Here is a 16,165-nt window from a genome sequence, read left to right as displayed (position 1 = left end):
GCCCGGCGCACTACGCTTCCCTCATGACCACGCTTTCGCCGTACGACTCCATGTCCCCGGTCACCGAGGCCGCCTACCGTGCCAAGGCCGCCGCCGCGAGCCTCGCGCCGCTGCCGCGGGCCGACAAGGACGACGCGCTGCTTGCCATCGCCGATGCGCTGGAGGTCCGTACGAGCGAGATCGTCGAGGCCAACGCCCAGGACGTCGCCAAGGCCCGCGAGGCCGGCACCAGCGAGGGCATGATCGACCGGCTCACGCTCACCCCCGAGCGGGTCCGCGCCATCGCCGCGGACGTGCGCGACGTCGCCGCGCTGCCCGACCCGGTCGGCGAGGTGGTGCGCGGCTCCACACTGCCCAACGGCATCGACCTGCGCCAGGTCCGCGTGCCGCTCGGCGTCGTCGGGATCATCTACGAGGGCCGGCCGAACGTCACCGTCGACGCCGCCGCCCTCTGTCTGAAGTCCGGCAACGCGGTCCTGCTGCGCGGCTCCTCCTCGGCGTACCAGTCGAACACCGCCCTCGTGCGCGTCCTGCGCGACGCCGTGGGCGGGGCCGGGCTGCCCGCCGACGCCATCCAGCTCGTGCCCGGCGAGAGCCGCGACAGCGTCCGCGAGCTGATGCGCGCCCGCGGCCTGGTCGACGTGCTCATCCCGCGGGGCGGCGCCTCCCTGATCAACACGGTCGTCCAGGAGTCCGTCGTCCCGGTCATCGAGACCGGCACGGGCAACTGCCACGTCTACGTCGACGCCCAGGCCGACCTCGACATGGCCGTCGAGATCCTGATCAACTCCAAGGCCCAGCGCGTCGGCGTCTGCAACGCCGCCGAGACCCTGCTGGTCCACCAGGACATCGCCGCCGAGTTCCTGCCCCGTGCCCTGGACGCCCTCGCGGAGGCCGGGGTCACCGTGCACGCCGACGAGCGCGTGCAGGCCTACGCCAAGAACTCCAAGGCCACCGTCGTCGACGCGACCGCCGAGGACTGGGAGACGGAGTACCTCTCGTACGACATCGCCGCAGCCGTGGTGGACTCGCTCGACAAGGCCGTCGAGCACATCCGGCTGTGGACTTCCGGCCACACCGAGGCCATCGTCACGACCTCCCAGCAGGCCGCCCGCCGCTTCACCCAGCTGGTCGACTCGACCACGGTCGCCGTCAACGCCTCCACCCGCTTCACCGACGGCGGCCAGTTCGGCTTCGGCGCGGAGATCGGCATCTCCACGCAGAAGCTGCACGCCCGCGGCCCGATGGGGCTGCCGGAGCTGACCAGCACCAAGTACATCGTCACCGGGGACGGGCACGTGCGGCGCTGAGCCGCCTGCCAGGGGGTATGCGAAGCGGCGCATGCGTGTGCGGCAGGGGCGGACCCGGCCGGGCGTGCGCCGTGCGGCACCCCGTGAACGCCGTCTCAACCGGCGGATGAATTTCCATACCGTCTGCCCAAAATGACCCCCCAGGTCTACTCTGGAACCGTGCCGGAGGACGTGGGGGGCACGCCGTTTCCTGACGGCCGGGAGCCCGACGACGACCATGACCGCGGGGTGTCGGACGAAGAGTTCGCCTCCGTGGTCTTCGACGAGGCCTTCGTACGCGCGGCCGTGGTGCACGAGCCGACCGCCGTGGAGCGCCTCCTGGCCGCCGCCAAGGCGAGAGCCGAGGCGGAGGCGCGCCGCGCGCACTCCAGAGGCGAGCGGTACGACGACGGGTACGGCCCGGACGGGCACGGCGATTTCGGCCATGATCCCGAGCTGGACGAGCTGGACGACTCCGACATCCTCGAGGACCGCTACGGCGGCACGGGGCCGTACTCCAAACAGGTCCGCTGGCACCGCCCCGTCGCCTGGCTGCTCGCCCTCGTGATGGGCATCGGCATGGTCGCGCTGGCCTTCACGGCGGTCTACCGGGGCGCGTCCTCCAACCGGCAGGACCCTGTGCCGACGCCCACCTCGACCGGGCTGGAACAGGGCAGCGGGGCGGCTCCCTCCGCTTCCGCGGACTACTCCCAGCCGGCGGTCTCGGTGATCCCGCGCAACCCCTGACCGGAACCCGCCCGTCCTGGTGAGGACCTGTCAGAACTTGTGGTGCAGCGGGGCGTTTACCCGAGCTTCCGGCGACCTACCCTGAAGATATGGGCGGGCCTGGAGACCCACCTGAGGGGACACCCGAGGGCGCTCCCGGAGGTGGAGAGGACGAGTACCGATCCGTCGTCTTCGACGAGTCGTTCGTCCGGGCTGCCCGCCTCCAGGAGTACTCCGCCCAGGAGCGCATCGGCGACCACGCGCCCGCCGTGCGCCGCGCCCCGCCTCTGGCGCGCCGGGGCCTGTCCCGGCAGGCGTTGGTCCTGGTCCTGCTGATCGCCATCGCCTTCGGCACCGCGATCTACATGGGTGTACGGCACCCCTACCAGACCCCCACCGCCCAGGAGTCCGCCGAACCCCTGAGGATGACCGTCATCCCGCTCGCCCCCGAGGGCAAGGTGCCAGGCACGGCCGACACGGCGTACCTGTACGAGCACAGCCCCGCCGCGCAGTTCAAGACCGGCGCGGAGGGCGTGCCGCTGCCCGCCTCGCGGCGCACCGCGCATTTCTCGGACAGCCAGGTCGTCAGCGCCCTGACCACCGCCAAGGACTACATCGTCCGCTCCGCCCTCGACCCGGACGTGCTCATGGGCCGTGAGGTCCGGGCCGTCCGCGTCCTGCTGGCCCCCGACCAGCTGGGCCAGTTCGACCAGAGCTTCGCCCGCCCCACCGCGGACGGACGCCACGCGCCCACCGGCTGGCTCGTCCGCTTCGACCCCTCCCGCGCCGAGCTGGCCGACCGCAAGGTGCGGGTCCAGGGCACGCTCCAGGCCGCCGAGGCCGACTCGTCGACACTTGAGGTCACCGCCGACCACACGTTCGTGTACGCGCTGCGGCCGGCCGGGGCCGGTGACAAGGCCGAGGTGTCCCTGTTCACCGTCCGGCGCGAGCTGCACTTCCGCTTCGACCGCGACGACCTGCGCCTGCGCCAGGCCCAGCTCGTCGTCTCCTACGTCCAGGCCGGCCCGCTCTCCTGCGCCGAGGACTCCACGAACCACCTGCGTCCCCTCCTGGCCGGCCAGACGGCCAAGGAAGGCGGCCCCGCCGGCACGGACCCCTACGCCACGGGCAGCGCCACGGCCCTGTGCGGCTCCTTGGCGAAGAGCGCGCAGCCGAAGGTGTGAGCCGGGCCGCGTGAGAGCCGGGGCGTCTGGGAGCCGGGCTCTCCAGACCGCTGTGGCCCTCCCGGCACTCCTCAGCTGTCGTCCGGCGCTCCTCAGCTGTCGTCGCGCGGCGGCCGGTCGTCTCCCGGAGAGTCCGACGGGCGCGGCGTCTCAGGCCCCCGGGGCGGCTTCTGGGCCGGGTTCGCGAAGCCGCCGAAGCCGCGCCGGACGCGGTCGCCCAGGTCGCCGGCGCCACCGGCGAGGTCGGTGACCAGCTTCATCAGCGGGTCCTTGGAGCTCTTCACATGGGTCGTGTAGTGGTTCGCCGACTCGCGCCAGGAGTCCCGGACCGAGGTGTCCTTGTCCTCGTCGCGCCGCGGGTAGTGCCCGTCCATGATCCGCTGGTAGTCCCGCGACTCGGCCCACTTCTTCAGCTCGGCCGCCCGCACGGTGGTGAAGGGGTGGGAGCGCGGCAGCACGTTCAGGATCTTCAGCACCGAGTCGCGCAGGTCGCCCCCGGCCTCGTACTCCTCGGCCTGGGCGAGGAACGCGTCCACGTTCATCTCGTGCAGGTGGTTGCCGCCCGCGATCTTCATCAGACCGCGCATGGACGCCTGCAGGTCCTGCCCGACCAGCAGCCCCGCCCGGTCCGCCGACAGCTCCGACTTGCGGAACCACTCGCGCAGCCCGGTCACGATCGCCATGATCGCGAGGTTGCCCAGGGGGATCCAGGCGACCCGGACGGCGAGGCTCGTCAGGAAAAGCAGGATGGTCCGGTAGACCGAGTGCCCGGACAGCGCGTGCCCCACCTCGTGCCCGACGACCGCCCGCATCTCCTCCTCGTCGAGCAGCTCGACGAGCCCTGTCGTGACCACGATGATCGGCTCGTCCAGGCCGATGCACATCGCGTTCGGCTGCGGGTCCTGGCTCACGTACATCGGCGGGACCTTCTCCAGGTCCAGGATGTAGCAGGCGTCCCGCAGCATCACGTTCAGATGAGAGAACTGCTGGTCCGACACCCGCACCGAGTCGGACAGGAACAGCAGCCGGAGACTGCGCTCGGGAAGCAGGCCGCTGAGCGCCTTGAACACCGTGTCGAAACCGCTCAGCTTGCGCAGCGCCACGAGGGCGGAGCGGTCGGCCGGATGCTCGTACGTACGCGAGGAGATTCCGGGGAAGCGCCTGCGCTGCCTGCTCGGCACGTTCTCGTGCCCGTTGTGCTCGTGGCCGTCGGACATGTCTTCCCCCATGTGCGTCTGTGTGACCTTTACGGCCCCTTGTGCGGCCTTTTGCTTCCCTGAGGCAGAGCCCAGCCTAGGCGGAGTTACGGTGGTCGGGCAGTACAGCGAAGGAGAACACCGCCATGGAGCACCACCCCGCAGCCGCCTGGCTCGCCGAGGCCGCGACCGCCGCCGACCGGCAAGGGGGGCCGGGGATGCTGCGGTACGTCCTGCTCGTGATGATCCTGGGCTGTGTGCTGACCGCGTGGTTCCTGCTGCGTGGCTACAGACGGAAGGACGACTGAGTCGCCGGGAAGGTTCCCCCGCCGGGCCCTGGGACCGGGCCGGGCGGGAGCACCCACCGCCTCCGTGTCACAAACAGGCGGAGTCGGGGTGATCGCGGTCGGGGCGCCCGCTTACGATGAGCCGACGTCTTTAACCCGCCCACACCGATAGGTCCTGCCGAAGATGAGCTTCCACAGCACCGCTGCCCAGTTGGTCACCCTCGCCGCCGAGGGCGAGGAGCACGGCGGAAACCACGAGAGCCTCAGCCCCTTCCTCACCGGTGGCGCCGCCCTCTTCATCCTGCTGCTGATGCTGTGGATCACCACCCGCTTCAACCGCGACCGCTGAGCCCGGCAGGGCACCCCGTGCGGGGGGCACGGGGACCACGGGGGCGGCCGTAGCCCTCAGGCAGGGCCGGTAGGGTCTGCACGCATGGGAGAGCAGGACATGCCTACCGGTCCGGCGAACGAGACGCCGCGCGACCCGGCACAGGACACGGCGAGCGGCACCGAGCGACCTTCGGAGCCCCGCCGTGCCGCCCCGGCGCACCGCCAGATCGACGGCCCCGGAACCGGCCGGCCCCAGCCGGGCAAGCGCCGCCTCGGCGTCATGGGCGGCACCTTCGACCCGATCCACCACGGGCACCTGGTGGCGGCCAGCGAGGTCGCCGCGGCGTTCCACCTCGACGAGGTGGTCTTCGTCCCGACAGGCCAGCCGTGGCAGAAGACCCACCGCAAGGTCTCCCCTGCCGAGGACCGCTACCTGATGACGGTCATCGCGACCGCCGAGAACCCGCAGTTCTCCGTGAGCCGCATCGACATCGACCGCGGCGGCCCCACCTACACCGTGGACACCCTGCGCGACCTGCGCGCGCTCAACCCCGACACGGACCTGTTCTTCATCACCGGCGCCGACGCGCTCGCCCAGATCCTCACCTGGCGGGACAGCGAGGAACTGATCTCCCTCGCGCACTTCATCGGGGTCACGCGGCCGGGCCACCACCTGAACGACCCAGGGCTCCCGGAGGGCGGCGTCTCCCTCGTCGAGGTCCCCGCCCTCGCCATCTCCTCCACGGACTGCCGTGCGAGAGTCGCCAAGGGCGACCCCATCTGGTACCTGGTGCCGGACGGAGTCGTGCGCTACATCGACAAGCGCGAGCTGTACCGCGGCGAGTGAGCCGAGAGGGGCACCGGTGAACGACCGATACGACCCGGGGTACGGGGGCGACCAGTACGAAATCGTCGGCTACGACGAGTACGGCCGGCCTGTCTACCGCCAGGTCCAGGCACAGCAGACCCAGCAGCAGCCGTACGACCCGTACGCCCAGCAGCAACAGCAGGGCTACGGCTACGACCCGTACGCCACGGCCGGGCAGCAGCCCCCGCCCGCGTACGACTACGGCACCGGGCAGCAGCAGCCCGCCTACAGCTCCTACGACCCGTACGCCTCCGGGCAGACCCAGGGCGGCACCGCGTCCCACGACCCCTATGGCCAGGCCGCGGCCGGTACGGCCCAGCAGCCCCGCGTCGCCGAACAGACCGCCCACATTCCGCAGCAGGCGGGCCCGGCCGACGACGAGGAAGTCCGCGACCGGCCCCAACCGGAGTACCACACCGAACAGTTCGCCTTCGTCGAGGAGCCCGACGACAACTCCGAAGACGTCATCGACTGGCTGAAGTTCACCGAGAACCGCACCGAGCGCCGCGAGGAGGCCCGGCGCCGTGCCCGCAGCCGGATCGTCGCCCTGGTCGTCGTCCTCGCGCTCGTCGCGGTCGGCGGCGTCGGTTACCTCTGGTACGCGGGGAAGCTGCCCGGCCTGTCCTCCGACGACTCCACGACGGGCACCGCGACGGCCGCGGGCGCCCAGAAGCGCGACGTGATCGTCGTCCACCTGCACGACATCAAGGGCGGCACCGCCACGGCCCTCCTCGTCGACAACACCACCACCAAGCGGGGCACCACCGTCCTGCTGCCCAACTCCCTGGCCCTCACCAGCGACGACGGCACCCCGACGACGCTCGCCAAGTCGGTCGAGGACGACGGCTCCGACGGCACCCGCGACGCGCTCGACACGGTCCTCGGCACCGACATCGAGGGCACCTGGCGCCTGGACACGCCCTACCTCCAGAACCTGGTCGACCTCATCGGCAACATCGACGTCGACACCAACACGGACGTGCCCGACCCCGGCGCCAAGAAGAAGGGCGCGGCCCCCCTGGTCAACAAGGGCCAGGACCAGACCCTCAGCGGCAGGATGGCCGTCGCCTACGCCACCTACCGCGCCCCCGGCGAGGCGCAGAACGCTCAGCTGGAGCGGTTCGGGCAGGTCCTGCAGGGCGTACTGCGCAAGATGTCCTCCGACCCGCAGGCCGCGACGACCACGATCCAGACGCTGGCGCAGATCCTGGACCCGTCCCTGACCGACAAGGACCTCGGCTCCTTCCTCGCCGGGCTCTCCGACCTCGCCAAGGGCGGCGACTACCGGACGGACCTGCTGCCCGTCCAGGCCGACGGCACCCTCAGCGCCCAGGCGAGCGCGGGCGTGGTCAGGAACGTCCTCGGCGGCACCGCCAAGAGCCCCGACAAGGACGCCGCCGTCAGCGTCTCCGTCCAGAACGCCAGCGGTGTGAAGGACAACACGGAGAAGGCCCGCGTCGTGCTCCTCAACGGCGGCTTCACCTTCCTGGAGGGCGGCACGCCCGGCACCACCCAGGCCACGTCCAAGGTCACCTACGCCGACGCCGCCGACAAGGCCGACGCGGACGAGGTCGCCAAGACCCTGGGCCTGCCCGCGGGCTCCGTCACCAAGGGCAAGATCTCCACGAGCGCCGACGTCACCGTGGTTCTCGGCCAGGACTACAAGCCGTCGTCCGACTAGGCGCAAGCGGCGCGCCCCTCACGCGATGCCCGTAATCGCGTGGGGGGCTGTCGGCGGTCCGTGAGACCCTAGGTGGCAAGTGACCGCCGACGGAAAGCCTTGTAGTGACCGTGACCGACCGCTCTCACGAGCTGATCAACACCGCCGCCCAGGCGGCCGCCGACAAGCTGGCACACGACATCGTCGCCTACGACGTCAGTGACGTGCTGTCCATCACAGACGCCTTCCTGCTGGCCTCCGCGCCCAACGACCGCCAGGTCAAGGCGATCGTCGACGAGATCGAGGAGCGCCTCCAGAAGGAACTCGGCGCCAAGCCGGTCCGCCGCGAGGGCGACCGCGAGGCCCGCTGGGTGCTGCTCGACTACGTCGACATCGTCGTCCACGTCCAGCACAGCGAGGAGCGCGTCTTCTACGCCCTGGAGCGGCTGTGGAAGGACTGCCCCGAGCTGGAGCTGCCCGAGGACGCCAAGGCCACGCGCGGCAAGGCCGAGGAGCACGCCAAGCTGCAGGCGGCCGAGGAGGCGGCGGAGCTGGACGGTGACTGGCGGTGACCTCCTTCAGTGAGGCTTCCGCCGGCAAGGGCCGGGGCCGCCGCATCATCCTCTGGCGGCACGGCCAGACCGCGTGGAACGTGGAGCGCCGCTTCCAGGGCACCACGGACGTCGAGCTCACCGAGACCGGCGTCGCCCAGGCCCGCCGCGCCGCCCGGCTGCTCGTCTCCCTGAAGCCGGACGGGATCGTCGCCTCCGACCTGAAGCGGGCCGCGAACACGGCCGCCGAGCTCGCCGCGCTCACCGGCCTCGACGTGACCCACGACGAGGCGCTGCGCGAGACCTATGCGGGTGCCTGGCAGGGCCTGACGCACGAGGAGATCATCGCCCGGTACGGCGACGAGTACACCGCGTGGAAGCGCGGCGAGCCGGTGCGCCGCGGTGGTGGCGAACTGGAGACCGAGGTAGCCGACCGCGCCGCCCCCGTGGTGCTGCGGCACGCCGAGAAGCTCCCCGAGGACGGCACGCTGGTCGTGGTCAGCCACGGCGGCACCATCCGCACCACCATCGGCCGCCTCCTCGCCCTGGACCCCCATAACTGGGAGAGCCTCGGCGGACTCTCCAACTGCTGCTGGTCCGTCCTCGGTGAAGGCGCCCGCGGCTGGCGCCTGCTGGAGCACAACGCCGGCACCCTGCCGGAACCGGTGCTCGGTGACGACGACTGACCCCGGATTTCACTTTCCGGCAGGTCGCAGGCTAAAGTTCTTCTTGTTCGCCCGGCCCGCCGGGAAGAACATGAGGGGCTATAGCTCAGTTGGTAGAGCGCCTGCATGGCATGCAGGAGGTCAGGAGTTCAATTCTCCTTAGCTCCACGTCAAGATCCCGTTCCCGTCCAGGGGGCGGGATTTTTCGTACCCCGGGTTGAGTCACTCGGGCCTGCTGAGGCGTATACCTCTACGGCCACGACGCCTGCCGTGTCCGGACTGGTACTGAGGCGTCGCTGACCGTATTGCTCCGGCCGTGGCAGAATCAAACGGCCGGAAGGGGGCGCGGCCCGACGGGAGGGAGTAGCGATGCCAGCGAGCATCCAGGAGGTCGACCACCTCCTCGGAGCGGCATGGACAGGGGAGATGTCGACCCGCCTCAGCTGCCCTTCCTGCGGTTCCGCGCACGTGGCCCAGATGCTCGGCGACAACGGCGGGATCTCCTACGTGTGCACGGCCTGCGGCCACAGCTGGAGCTGATCGATGGGTGCACACAGGCGGAAATGCGATTGGTGTGGCAGCGGGACTCCGATCGTCCGCGACATGGAGCCGATCAATCCCGACTACCAGTACTGGTGCGAGGAGTGCGCACGGGCGCTGATCATAAAGGGCGACCCGATCGAGACGTACCGCGAGCTGGAGGGCGAGCCGATCTACGGCCGGCTTCTGGAGGAGCACTGCACGCTCAAGCGGTTCTATTCGTTCGTCACGGCGTAGGGCCCGCAGAGCCGGTATGAATCCGGCATAGCGGGCATCTCCGTACGAGGCGAAATCGATTTGGTGTTGGGCCCGGTGGGCCAGTAAAGTTGGCGTCGCCGCCGGGGAAACCCGGAGGGGCCACAGCAAGGGGCTATAGCTCAGTTGGTAGAGCGCCTGCATGGCATGCAGGAGGTCAGGAGTTCAATTCTCCTTAGCTCCACAGAAGATGAAGAAGGCGGGCCATCCGATCGGATGGCCCGCCTTCTTGTGTGCGCTGTCGGTGTCCGCGTACGGCGGGCTCCCGGAGGGAAGCCCGCCGTACGTGTGCTCAGCGGCCGAGAGCGCGGCGGCCGCGGCCCTGGGACAGAACAGGGAGGTTGCGGGACGGCGCGCCGCCCTGGGCGCGCGTGTCCTCCTCGAGGCGCAGGGCCAGTGCCGGACAGCGGCGCACCGCGCGTAGAGCCTTGGCCTCGGCGTACCGCGGCACCTGCGCCTGCGCCACGGTCGGGAAGCCGTCGGCGCCGAGCTGGAAGACCTCGGGGAGGATGTCCGCGCACAGGCCGTGGCCCCGGCACAGCGTCCAGTCGACATAGATCTTCTGGCGGCTGGGGCCGTTCTCCTCGGACTCGCCGCCGCCCGGGATGCCCGTAGGGGCCCTGCCCCCCTCGAAGAGCGGCAGAACGCCCTCCACGGGCCGTCCGCAGCCGTTTCCGAGGACATGGGCGGCCAGGTCGTCCGTGAACGCCTTGATGGTCGACTCCAGGAACATCGCGGAGCCGTCAGGGTGCGAGCACGCGCCGCGCCGCTTCACGTTCTTGGCGACCTGCTTGAGCGCCTCCAGGGCGGCCGGCCCGCCGCCGTTGAGGATGTCCTCCAGGCCGCGCGCGGCGGCCGGCAGGCCGAGGTAGCAGGGGCCGCACTGGCCCGCGCTCTCCTCCGCCAGCCACTGGGCCACCCGCAGCGACTCGCCCAGCGGGCAGGTGTTCTGAGTGATCGGCAGGATCGCGCCCGCGCCGAGCGCACCGCCCACCGCGTCCAGGGAATTGCGGGAGACGATCGCCTCGTTGACCGTCGCCGCGTCGATCCACTTGCCGTGGTAGCCGCCGGTGAGCACGCCCTGCGGCACCGGCGGGGCGCCGGCGAGCTGGAGGACGTACCGCAGCGGCACACCTGTCGGGACCTCGATCACCATGGGGCGGGCGACCGCCCCGGAGACCGTGAGCATGACGGTGCCCGGCTCGTCGTACAGGCCGGTGTTGCCGTAGCGCTCCGGGCCGATGCGGGCGGCGATGGCCAGTTGGGCGAAGGTCTCGGCGTTGGACAGCAGCGTGGGCGCGCCGCCGACGCCGTTCTGCGAGGCGCTGACCTTGCGGCCCGGCGGGATGGCCGGGCCGCCGTCGATGGAGCGGATCAGCGACGCGGCGGCGCCGGTGACCATACGGACCGGATTGCGCTGCACCCGCGCGCGCAGTGCCGATCGGCGGCCGTTGCTGAGGCCGCGTTCGGCGAGCGCGGCCTCCATGGAGCGCTGTGTGGACTCACGGGTGACCCCCACCACGAGCGTGCGGGCACCCAGCGCCTCCGCGCACAGCAGTGCGCCGTCCAGGATCAGATGGGGAGCACGGTTGATCAGCACCGTGTCCTTGCGGCAGGCCGGCTCGTCCTCGCTTCCGTTCACGACGACGACCGGCCGGACACCGCGTTTGATCGCGGCCTCGGCGACCGAGCGCAGCTTCTTGTGGAAGGGGAAGCCCGCGCCGCCGCGGCCCTTCAGGTTGATGCGTTCGGCGAGTTGCGCGAGCTGCTCGCCGCCCATCGGCTCGAGTGGCCCGTGCACCTTCAGGTGCATGGGCAGGTCGAGCCGGTCGACAAGGTCGAAGCCGGACGTGAGCTGGGGAAGACCGACCACGCGGACTTCGGGTACGTCAGGCAAAGCCTCGTTCACTTAAAGCCTCCGGAAGGCGTGTTCCAAGGTTCGCCCGATCCCGGTGCGTCGAAGTCGTAGGACGCGCCGGGCAGTGTTTCAGTGGCGGGACCGCTGTTGTACGTGTCGTTCGGGTAGTACGTGTCGTAGACGGCGTTTGTCTCACCCGTGTCGTACACGTCACTCGATCCATAGCCGGCGGCACCTGGATTGCCATAGGCCGGGATGCTTTGTCCGGTGTCCTGCAGGGGGTCGTAGGGCGGGATGTTGAAGCCCGTGTCCTGGAGCGGGTCGTAGGCCGACGGCGGGGCCTCACCGACCGGAGGCGGGGACGGGATCGGCCAGTTGCCCGAGGTGCTGGAGGGGCCGTCCACGGGTGGGATGGTCTGGGTGGGCTGCATGTCCAGCGGCAGTTCCATGCGGTCGGTCGGTCCCGGCGCGAACGCCTGCTGGCCCAGCGGCGGGCTCGAGACGGCCCGGTAGGCCGCGGCGAATCCGCTCGTGGACTCCTGGGGGGCGGGGCGCTCCGCCTTCTCGTACCGCGGCCCCGACGGGGAGGCCGTGGCCCCCGCGGGCATGCCGCGGCCCTCGTAGCCGGGCAGTGCGGAGCCGGTGCCCGCCCGAGCCCGGCTCTCTTCCAGGTCCCTGCGGCCCTGGCCCTGCCCGGGCCCGATGAGCTGGGCGAACTTGTCGGCGACCTGGCGCTTGACCGGGCGCGGAGCGGCGCGCAGGGCGAGGGCTGCGGCCACGCCGACCAGGGACAGGCAGTACAGGATGACGAAGATCGGCTTGGCTTGGCGCCCCGCGTAGAGGCCGTGGACCAGGGCGGCGCACCATGCCGGGTAGGCCAGCATGTGCATGGCCCGCCAGCGGGCCGCGACGGGCGCCGGGGACGCGAAGCGGTTGCGCAGGATGCCCGTGATGCCTACGAAGATCATGAGCATGCCCGCCAGGGTGCCCAGACCGATCAGGAAGGACCTGCCCGCCACCAGTTCTTCGTCGGTGAGCAGCAGCCCGAAGGGGATCACCGCGGCGATCCACGAGGTGTGGGACAGCGCCAGCTTCACTCCGATGTGCACCAGCAGGAAGGCGATCGAGGCGACGGCCGTGGTCCGGTGCACGGCCTGCGCCAGGATGCGCCTGCGGGCGTCGAGGAGGATCCGGTCCTGGGCGACCAGGCCCCAGATCACCGAGCAGGTCAGGCACACCAGTGACAGCACGCCCGCGCCGAAGTTGAGGAACTCGGCGAAGGAGTCGTCTGCCGTGGAGTCGTGGGGGTTCACGGCCGGCCTCCCCACATCCCGGTGACCGGGTGTAGCGAGCTGTTACTGCGATGAGGGTTCATGGGGGCAACTCCGAGCGGTTCGGGAAAGCGGTCCCGCTGCCGCACTCTAAGCCGGGCCATACCCATGGGTACGACGTTTGAGTTATTGCGTTGTTATGAAAGGACAATGGGATTGCTGTGATGCCCCATAGTGGCTGTTACGCGAAGTAACTTTTGACTTTGGTCCAGTGCTTTGGGCGCCGAGACGGCCGGTCGGAAGCACGTCGCGGCGCGCTGGGGGCCTGCGGTACCCTAACGCCATGCGTGCCGTACGCCTTCTGCTTAGCGGGCCGCGCTGATCAGTCCCGGCCACCGGACGAGTCGAGTGGCCGGAATCGGCGCGGCGTCCCCTCCTGTGCGAGGGGATTTTTCGTTTCTCGAACCACACAGCCGCTAGCAGAGACGATCGATGGAGCTTTGAGGATCATGAGCGAGACGAACCCCGCTGCCGCCTCCGAGGTGGCAGCGCCGCACCGCTACACGGCCGCCATGGCTGCCGAGATCGAGGCACGCTGGCAGGACTTCTGGGACGCCGACGGCACCTACGGCGCGCCCAACCCGAAGGGCGACCTGGCGGGGGGCCAGGGGACCGTCGCCAAGCCCAAGAAGTTCGTCATGGACATGTTCCCGTACCCCTCGGGTGCGGGCCTGCACGTCGGACACCCGCTGGGCTACATCGCCACGGACGTGTACGCGCGCTTCCAGCGGATGACCGGCCACAACGTCCTGCACACCCTCGGCTTCGACGCCTTCGGCCTGCCCGCCGAGCAGTACGCCGTGCAGACCGGCACGCACCCGCGCGTGTCCACCGAAGCCAACATGGAGAACATGAAGTCCCAGCTGCGCCGGCTGGGCCTGGGCCACGACAAGCGCCGGTCGTTCGCCACGATCGACCCCGAGTACTACAAGTGGACCCAGTGGATCTTCCTGCAGATCTTCAACTCCTGGTACGACCACGAGGCCGGGAAGGCCCGCCCGATCTCCGAGCTGGTCGACCGGTTCGAGTCGGGTGAGCGGCCCGTACCGGGCCACACGCGCGCGTGGAGCGAGCTGAGCGAGGCCGAGAAGGCCGACGTCCTGGGCGAGTTCCGGCTGGCCTACGCCTCCGACGCGCCGGTCAACTGGTGCCCCGGGCTGGGCACCGTGCTGGCCAACGAGGAGGTCACCGCCGACGGCCGCTCCGAGCGCGGCAACTTCCCGGTCTTCAAGGCCAAGCTGCGTCAGTGGAACATGCGCATCACGGCCTACGCCGACCGGCTGCTGGAGGACCTGCAGGAGCTGGACTGGCCCGAGGCCATCAAGCTGCAGCAGCGCAACTGGATCGGCCGCTCCGAGGGCGCCCGCGTCGACTTCCCGATCGACGGCGAGCGCATCACCGTCTTCACCACCCGCCCGGACACCCTGTTCGGCGCGACCTACATGGTGCTGGCGCCCGAACACCCGCTGGTCGAGAAGTTCACCCCGGCCGCCTGGCCGGAGGGCACCCACGAGGTGTGGACCGGCGGCCACGCGACCCCCGGGGAGGCCGTCGCCGCCTACCGCGCGCAGGCCGCGTCCAAGTCCGACGTGGAGCGGCAGGCCGAGGCCAAGGACAAGACCGGCGTCTTCATCGGCGCGTACGCGACCAACCCGGTCAACGGCGAGCGGATCCCGGTCTTCATCGCCGACTACGTGCTGATGGGCTACGGCACCGGTGCGATCATGGCGGTCCCGGCGCACGACACGCGTGACTTCGAGTTCGCGCGCGCCTTCGAGCTGCCGGTCAACTGCGTCGTCGAGCCGAGCGACGGCCGTGGCCCCGACACCTCGACGTGGGACGACGCCTTCGTGTCGTACGACGCGAAGATCGTCAACTCCACGGGGGAGGGCGTCTCCCTGGACGGCCTGGGGATCGTCGACGCCAAGGCGCGCATCACCGAGTGGCTGGAGCGGTCCGGCACCGGCGAGGGCACCGTCAACTTCCGGCTGCGCGACTGGCTGTTCAGCCGCCAGCGCTACTGGGGCGAGCCCTTCCCGATCGTCTACGACGAGGACGGCATCGCCCACGCGCTGCCCGAGTCGATGCTGCCCCTGGAGCTGCCCGAGGTCGAGGACTACTCGCCGCGCACGTTCGACCCGGACGACGCCGACACCCAGCCCGAGACGCCGCTGTCCCGCAACGAGGACTGGGTCAACGTCACGCTGGACCTGGGCGACGGCCGTGGTCCGCGCGCGTTCCGCCGCGAGACCAACACCATGCCCAACTGGGCCGGTTCCTGCTGGTACGAACTGCGCTACCTGGACCCGCACAACAGCGAGCAGCTGGTCGACCCGGAGATCGAGCGGTACTGGATGGGCCCGCGCGAGGGCCGGCCGCACGGCGGTGTCGACCTGTACGTCGGCGGCGCCGAGCACGCCGTACTGCACCTGCTGTACGCGCGCTTCTGGTCCAAGGTGCTGTACGACCTGGGGCACGTCTCCTCGGCGGAGCCGTTCCACAAGCTGTTCAACCAAGGCATGATCCAGGCCTACGTCTACCGCGACAGCCGTGGCATCGCGGTGCCGGCCGCCGAGGTGGAGGAGCGCGACGGCGCGTACTACTACCAGGGCGAGAAGGTCTCCCGGCTGCTGGGCAAGATGGGCAAGTCCCTGAAGAACGCGGTCACTCCGGACGAGATCTGCGACGAGTACGGCGCCGACACGCTGCGTCTGTACGAGATGGCGATGGGCCCGCTGGACGTCTCCCGACCGTGGGACACGCGCGCGGTGGTCGGCCAGTTCCGGCTGCTGCAGCGGCTGTGGCGCAACATCGTCGACGAGGCGACCGGCGAGGTGACCGTCTCCGACGCCGAGCCGGACGAGGAGACGCTGCGCGCCCTGCACAAGGCGATCGACGGCGTGCGCGGGGACCTGGAGGGCATGCGGTTCAACACCGCCATCGCCAAGATCACCGAGCTGAACAACCACCTGACGAAGGCGGGCGGGGCGGTGCCGCGGTCCGTGGCCGAGCCGCTGGTGCTGATGGCCGCGCCGCTGGCCCCGCACATCGCCGAGGAGCTGTGGCGCAGGCTGGGCCACACCGACTCGGTCGTCCACCAGGACTTCCCGGTGGCCGACCCGGCGTACGTGGTCGACGAGACCGTGACCTGCGTCGTGCAGGTCAAGGGCAAGGTCAAGGCTCGGCTGGAGGTCTCCCCGTCCATCTCCGACGAGGAGCTGGAGAAGGCCGCGCTGACCGACGAGAAGGTCGTCGCCGCGCTGGGCGGGGCCGGGATCCGGAAGGTGATCGTGCGGGCGCCGAAGCTGGTGAACATCGTTCCGGCGTAGCCGCCAGGCGCCGCGGACCCCTCTCGGGGAGGTCCCCTACGGGCAGGTTCGGGGTTTTTCTGGAACTCCGGACCTGCCCGTTGCGTTTACCGTTGA

General features: G+C 70.4%; 15 protein-coding genes and 2 tRNA genes. 14 read left to right on the top strand and 3 right to left on the bottom strand.

Annotated features, from left to right (window positions below; translation table 11 throughout):
- Positions 1 to 23: 23 nt before the first annotated feature.
- From HDA41_RS13170 to HDA41_RS13160, 3 genes are all read left to right on the top strand, one after another.
- Positions 24 to 1,310, top strand: coding sequence for a glutamate-5-semialdehyde dehydrogenase (locus HDA41_RS13170; protein ID WP_184983682.1), 1,287 nt, complete (start codon positions 24 to 26; stop codon positions 1,308 to 1,310).
- Between the two features lie 159 nt (positions 1,311 to 1,469).
- A complete protein-coding gene (locus HDA41_RS13165; RefSeq protein WP_446561899.1) occupies positions 1,470 to 2,036 on the top strand; it encodes an SCO2584 family spore wall biosynthesis protein in 567 nt (188 codons plus the stop codon).
- Between the two features lie 89 nt (positions 2,037 to 2,125).
- Positions 2,126 to 3,199, top strand: coding sequence for an SCO2583 family membrane protein (locus HDA41_RS13160; RefSeq protein ID WP_184983678.1), 1,074 nt, complete (start codon positions 2,126 to 2,128; stop codon positions 3,197 to 3,199).
- Positions 3,200 to 3,291: 92 nt separating this feature from the next.
- On the opposite strand, the gene HDA41_RS13155 is transcribed toward HDA41_RS13160, so the two are convergent.
- A complete protein-coding gene (locus tag HDA41_RS13155) occupies positions 3,292 to 4,416 on the bottom strand; it encodes a M48 family metallopeptidase (protein WP_184983675.1) in 1,125 nt (374 codons plus the stop codon).
- Positions 4,417 to 4,541: 125 nt separating this feature from the next.
- Between HDA41_RS13155 and HDA41_RS13150 the strand changes: the two genes are divergently transcribed.
- The 10 genes from HDA41_RS13150 (at position 4,542) to HDA41_RS13105 (ending at position 9,735) form a co-directional block, all read left to right on the top strand.
- A complete protein-coding gene (locus tag HDA41_RS13150) occupies positions 4,542 to 4,703 on the top strand; it encodes a hypothetical protein (protein WP_184983673.1) in 162 nt (53 codons plus the stop codon).
- A gap of 163 nt (positions 4,704 to 4,866) precedes the next feature.
- Entirely contained in the window at positions 4,867 to 5,031 is a 165-nt protein-coding gene (locus HDA41_RS13145) for a hypothetical protein (protein WP_184983671.1), read from the top strand.
- 84 nt (positions 5,032 to 5,115) lie between these two features.
- Positions 5,116 to 5,859: a nicotinate-nucleotide adenylyltransferase gene (gene nadD / locus HDA41_RS13140; RefSeq protein ID WP_184983669.1), complete on the top strand. Its 744-nt coding sequence runs from the start codon at positions 5,116 to 5,118 to the stop codon at positions 5,857 to 5,859.
- A gap of 16 nt (positions 5,860 to 5,875) precedes the next feature.
- Positions 5,876 to 7,561: an LCP family protein gene (locus HDA41_RS13135; protein ID WP_184983667.1), complete on the top strand. Its 1,686-nt coding sequence runs from the start codon at positions 5,876 to 5,878 to the stop codon at positions 7,559 to 7,561.
- 104 nt (positions 7,562 to 7,665) lie between these two features.
- A complete protein-coding gene (gene rsfS, locus HDA41_RS13130) occupies positions 7,666 to 8,112 on the top strand; it encodes a ribosome silencing factor (RefSeq protein ID WP_184983665.1) in 447 nt (148 codons plus the stop codon).
- Positions 8,109 to 8,777, top strand: coding sequence for a histidine phosphatase family protein (locus HDA41_RS13125; protein ID WP_184983663.1), 669 nt, complete (start codon positions 8,109 to 8,111; stop codon positions 8,775 to 8,777). The genes rsfS and HDA41_RS13125 overlap by 4 nt, the downstream gene beginning before the upstream one ends.
- Positions 8,778 to 8,851: 74 nt before the next feature.
- Positions 8,852 to 8,924: transfer RNA gene (locus HDA41_RS13120), tRNA-Ala, on the top strand.
- A gap of 201 nt (positions 8,925 to 9,125) precedes the next feature.
- A complete protein-coding gene (locus HDA41_RS13115; RefSeq protein ID WP_184983660.1) occupies positions 9,126 to 9,296 on the top strand; it encodes a hypothetical protein in 171 nt (56 codons plus the stop codon).
- 3 nt (positions 9,297 to 9,299) lie between these two features.
- Positions 9,300 to 9,533 (top strand): hypothetical protein, encoded by a 234-nt coding sequence (locus tag HDA41_RS13110; RefSeq protein ID WP_006136074.1) that lies wholly within the window; start codon positions 9,300 to 9,302, stop codon positions 9,531 to 9,533.
- Between the two features lie 129 nt (positions 9,534 to 9,662).
- Positions 9,663 to 9,735: transfer RNA gene (locus tag HDA41_RS13105), tRNA-Ala, on the top strand.
- Positions 9,736 to 9,843: 108 nt separating this feature from the next.
- Here HDA41_RS13105 and HDA41_RS13100 read toward each other — a convergent pair.
- Together HDA41_RS13100 and HDA41_RS13095 are read right to left on the bottom strand one after the other, a co-directional pair.
- Positions 9,844 to 11,460, bottom strand: a complete 1,617-nt coding sequence (locus tag HDA41_RS13100; protein WP_184983659.1) for an NADH-quinone oxidoreductase subunit NuoF family protein — start codon at positions 11,458 to 11,460, stop codon at positions 9,844 to 9,846.
- Complete coding sequence (locus HDA41_RS13095) at positions 11,457 to 12,722, bottom strand: ferric reductase-like transmembrane domain-containing protein (RefSeq protein WP_184983657.1); 1,266 nt, start codon at positions 12,720 to 12,722, stop codon at positions 11,457 to 11,459. The genes HDA41_RS13100 and HDA41_RS13095 overlap by 4 nt, the downstream gene beginning before the upstream one ends.
- Before the next feature lie 467 nt (positions 12,723 to 13,189).
- Here HDA41_RS13095 and leuS point away from each other — a divergent pair, with 467 nt between their 5' ends.
- Complete coding sequence (gene leuS, locus HDA41_RS13090) at positions 13,190 to 16,069, top strand: leucine--tRNA ligase (RefSeq protein ID WP_184983654.1); 2,880 nt, start codon at positions 13,190 to 13,192, stop codon at positions 16,067 to 16,069.
- The last annotated feature ends 96 nt before the right edge of the window (positions 16,070 to 16,165 follow it).

Origin of the sequence: Streptomyces caelestis (genome assembly GCF_014205255.1) — a bacterium.
GTDB lineage: Bacteria > Actinomycetota > Actinomycetes > Streptomycetales > Streptomycetaceae > Streptomyces > Streptomyces caelestis.
The sequence above is the reverse complement of the archived record's forward strand: the minus strand, read 5'-3'. Positions and strand labels throughout refer to the sequence as shown.

Coding starts and splice junctions, on each gene's coding strand:
- HDA41_RS13170 (WP_184983682.1), top strand. CDS start 24: ATGACCACGCTTTCGCCGTACGACTCCATGTCCCCGGTCACCGAGGCC.
- leuS (WP_184983654.1), top strand. CDS start 13,190: ATGAGCGAGACGAACCCCGCTGCCGCCTCCGAGGTGGCAGCGCCGCAC.
- nadD (WP_184983669.1), top strand. CDS start 5,116: ATGGGAGAGCAGGACATGCCTACCGGTCCGGCGAACGAGACGCCGCGC.
- HDA41_RS13160 (WP_184983678.1), top strand. CDS start 2,126: ATGGGCGGGCCTGGAGACCCACCTGAGGGGACACCCGAGGGCGCTCCC.
- HDA41_RS13115 (WP_184983660.1), top strand. CDS start 9,126: ATGCCAGCGAGCATCCAGGAGGTCGACCACCTCCTCGGAGCGGCATGG.
- HDA41_RS13110 (WP_006136074.1), top strand. CDS start 9,300: ATGGGTGCACACAGGCGGAAATGCGATTGGTGTGGCAGCGGGACTCCG.
- HDA41_RS13150 (WP_184983673.1), top strand. CDS start 4,542: ATGGAGCACCACCCCGCAGCCGCCTGGCTCGCCGAGGCCGCGACCGCC.
- HDA41_RS13155 (WP_184983675.1), bottom strand. CDS start 4,416: ATGTCCGACGGCCACGAGCACAACGGGCACGAGAACGTGCCGAGCAGG.
- HDA41_RS13145 (WP_184983671.1), top strand. CDS start 4,867: ATGAGCTTCCACAGCACCGCTGCCCAGTTGGTCACCCTCGCCGCCGAG.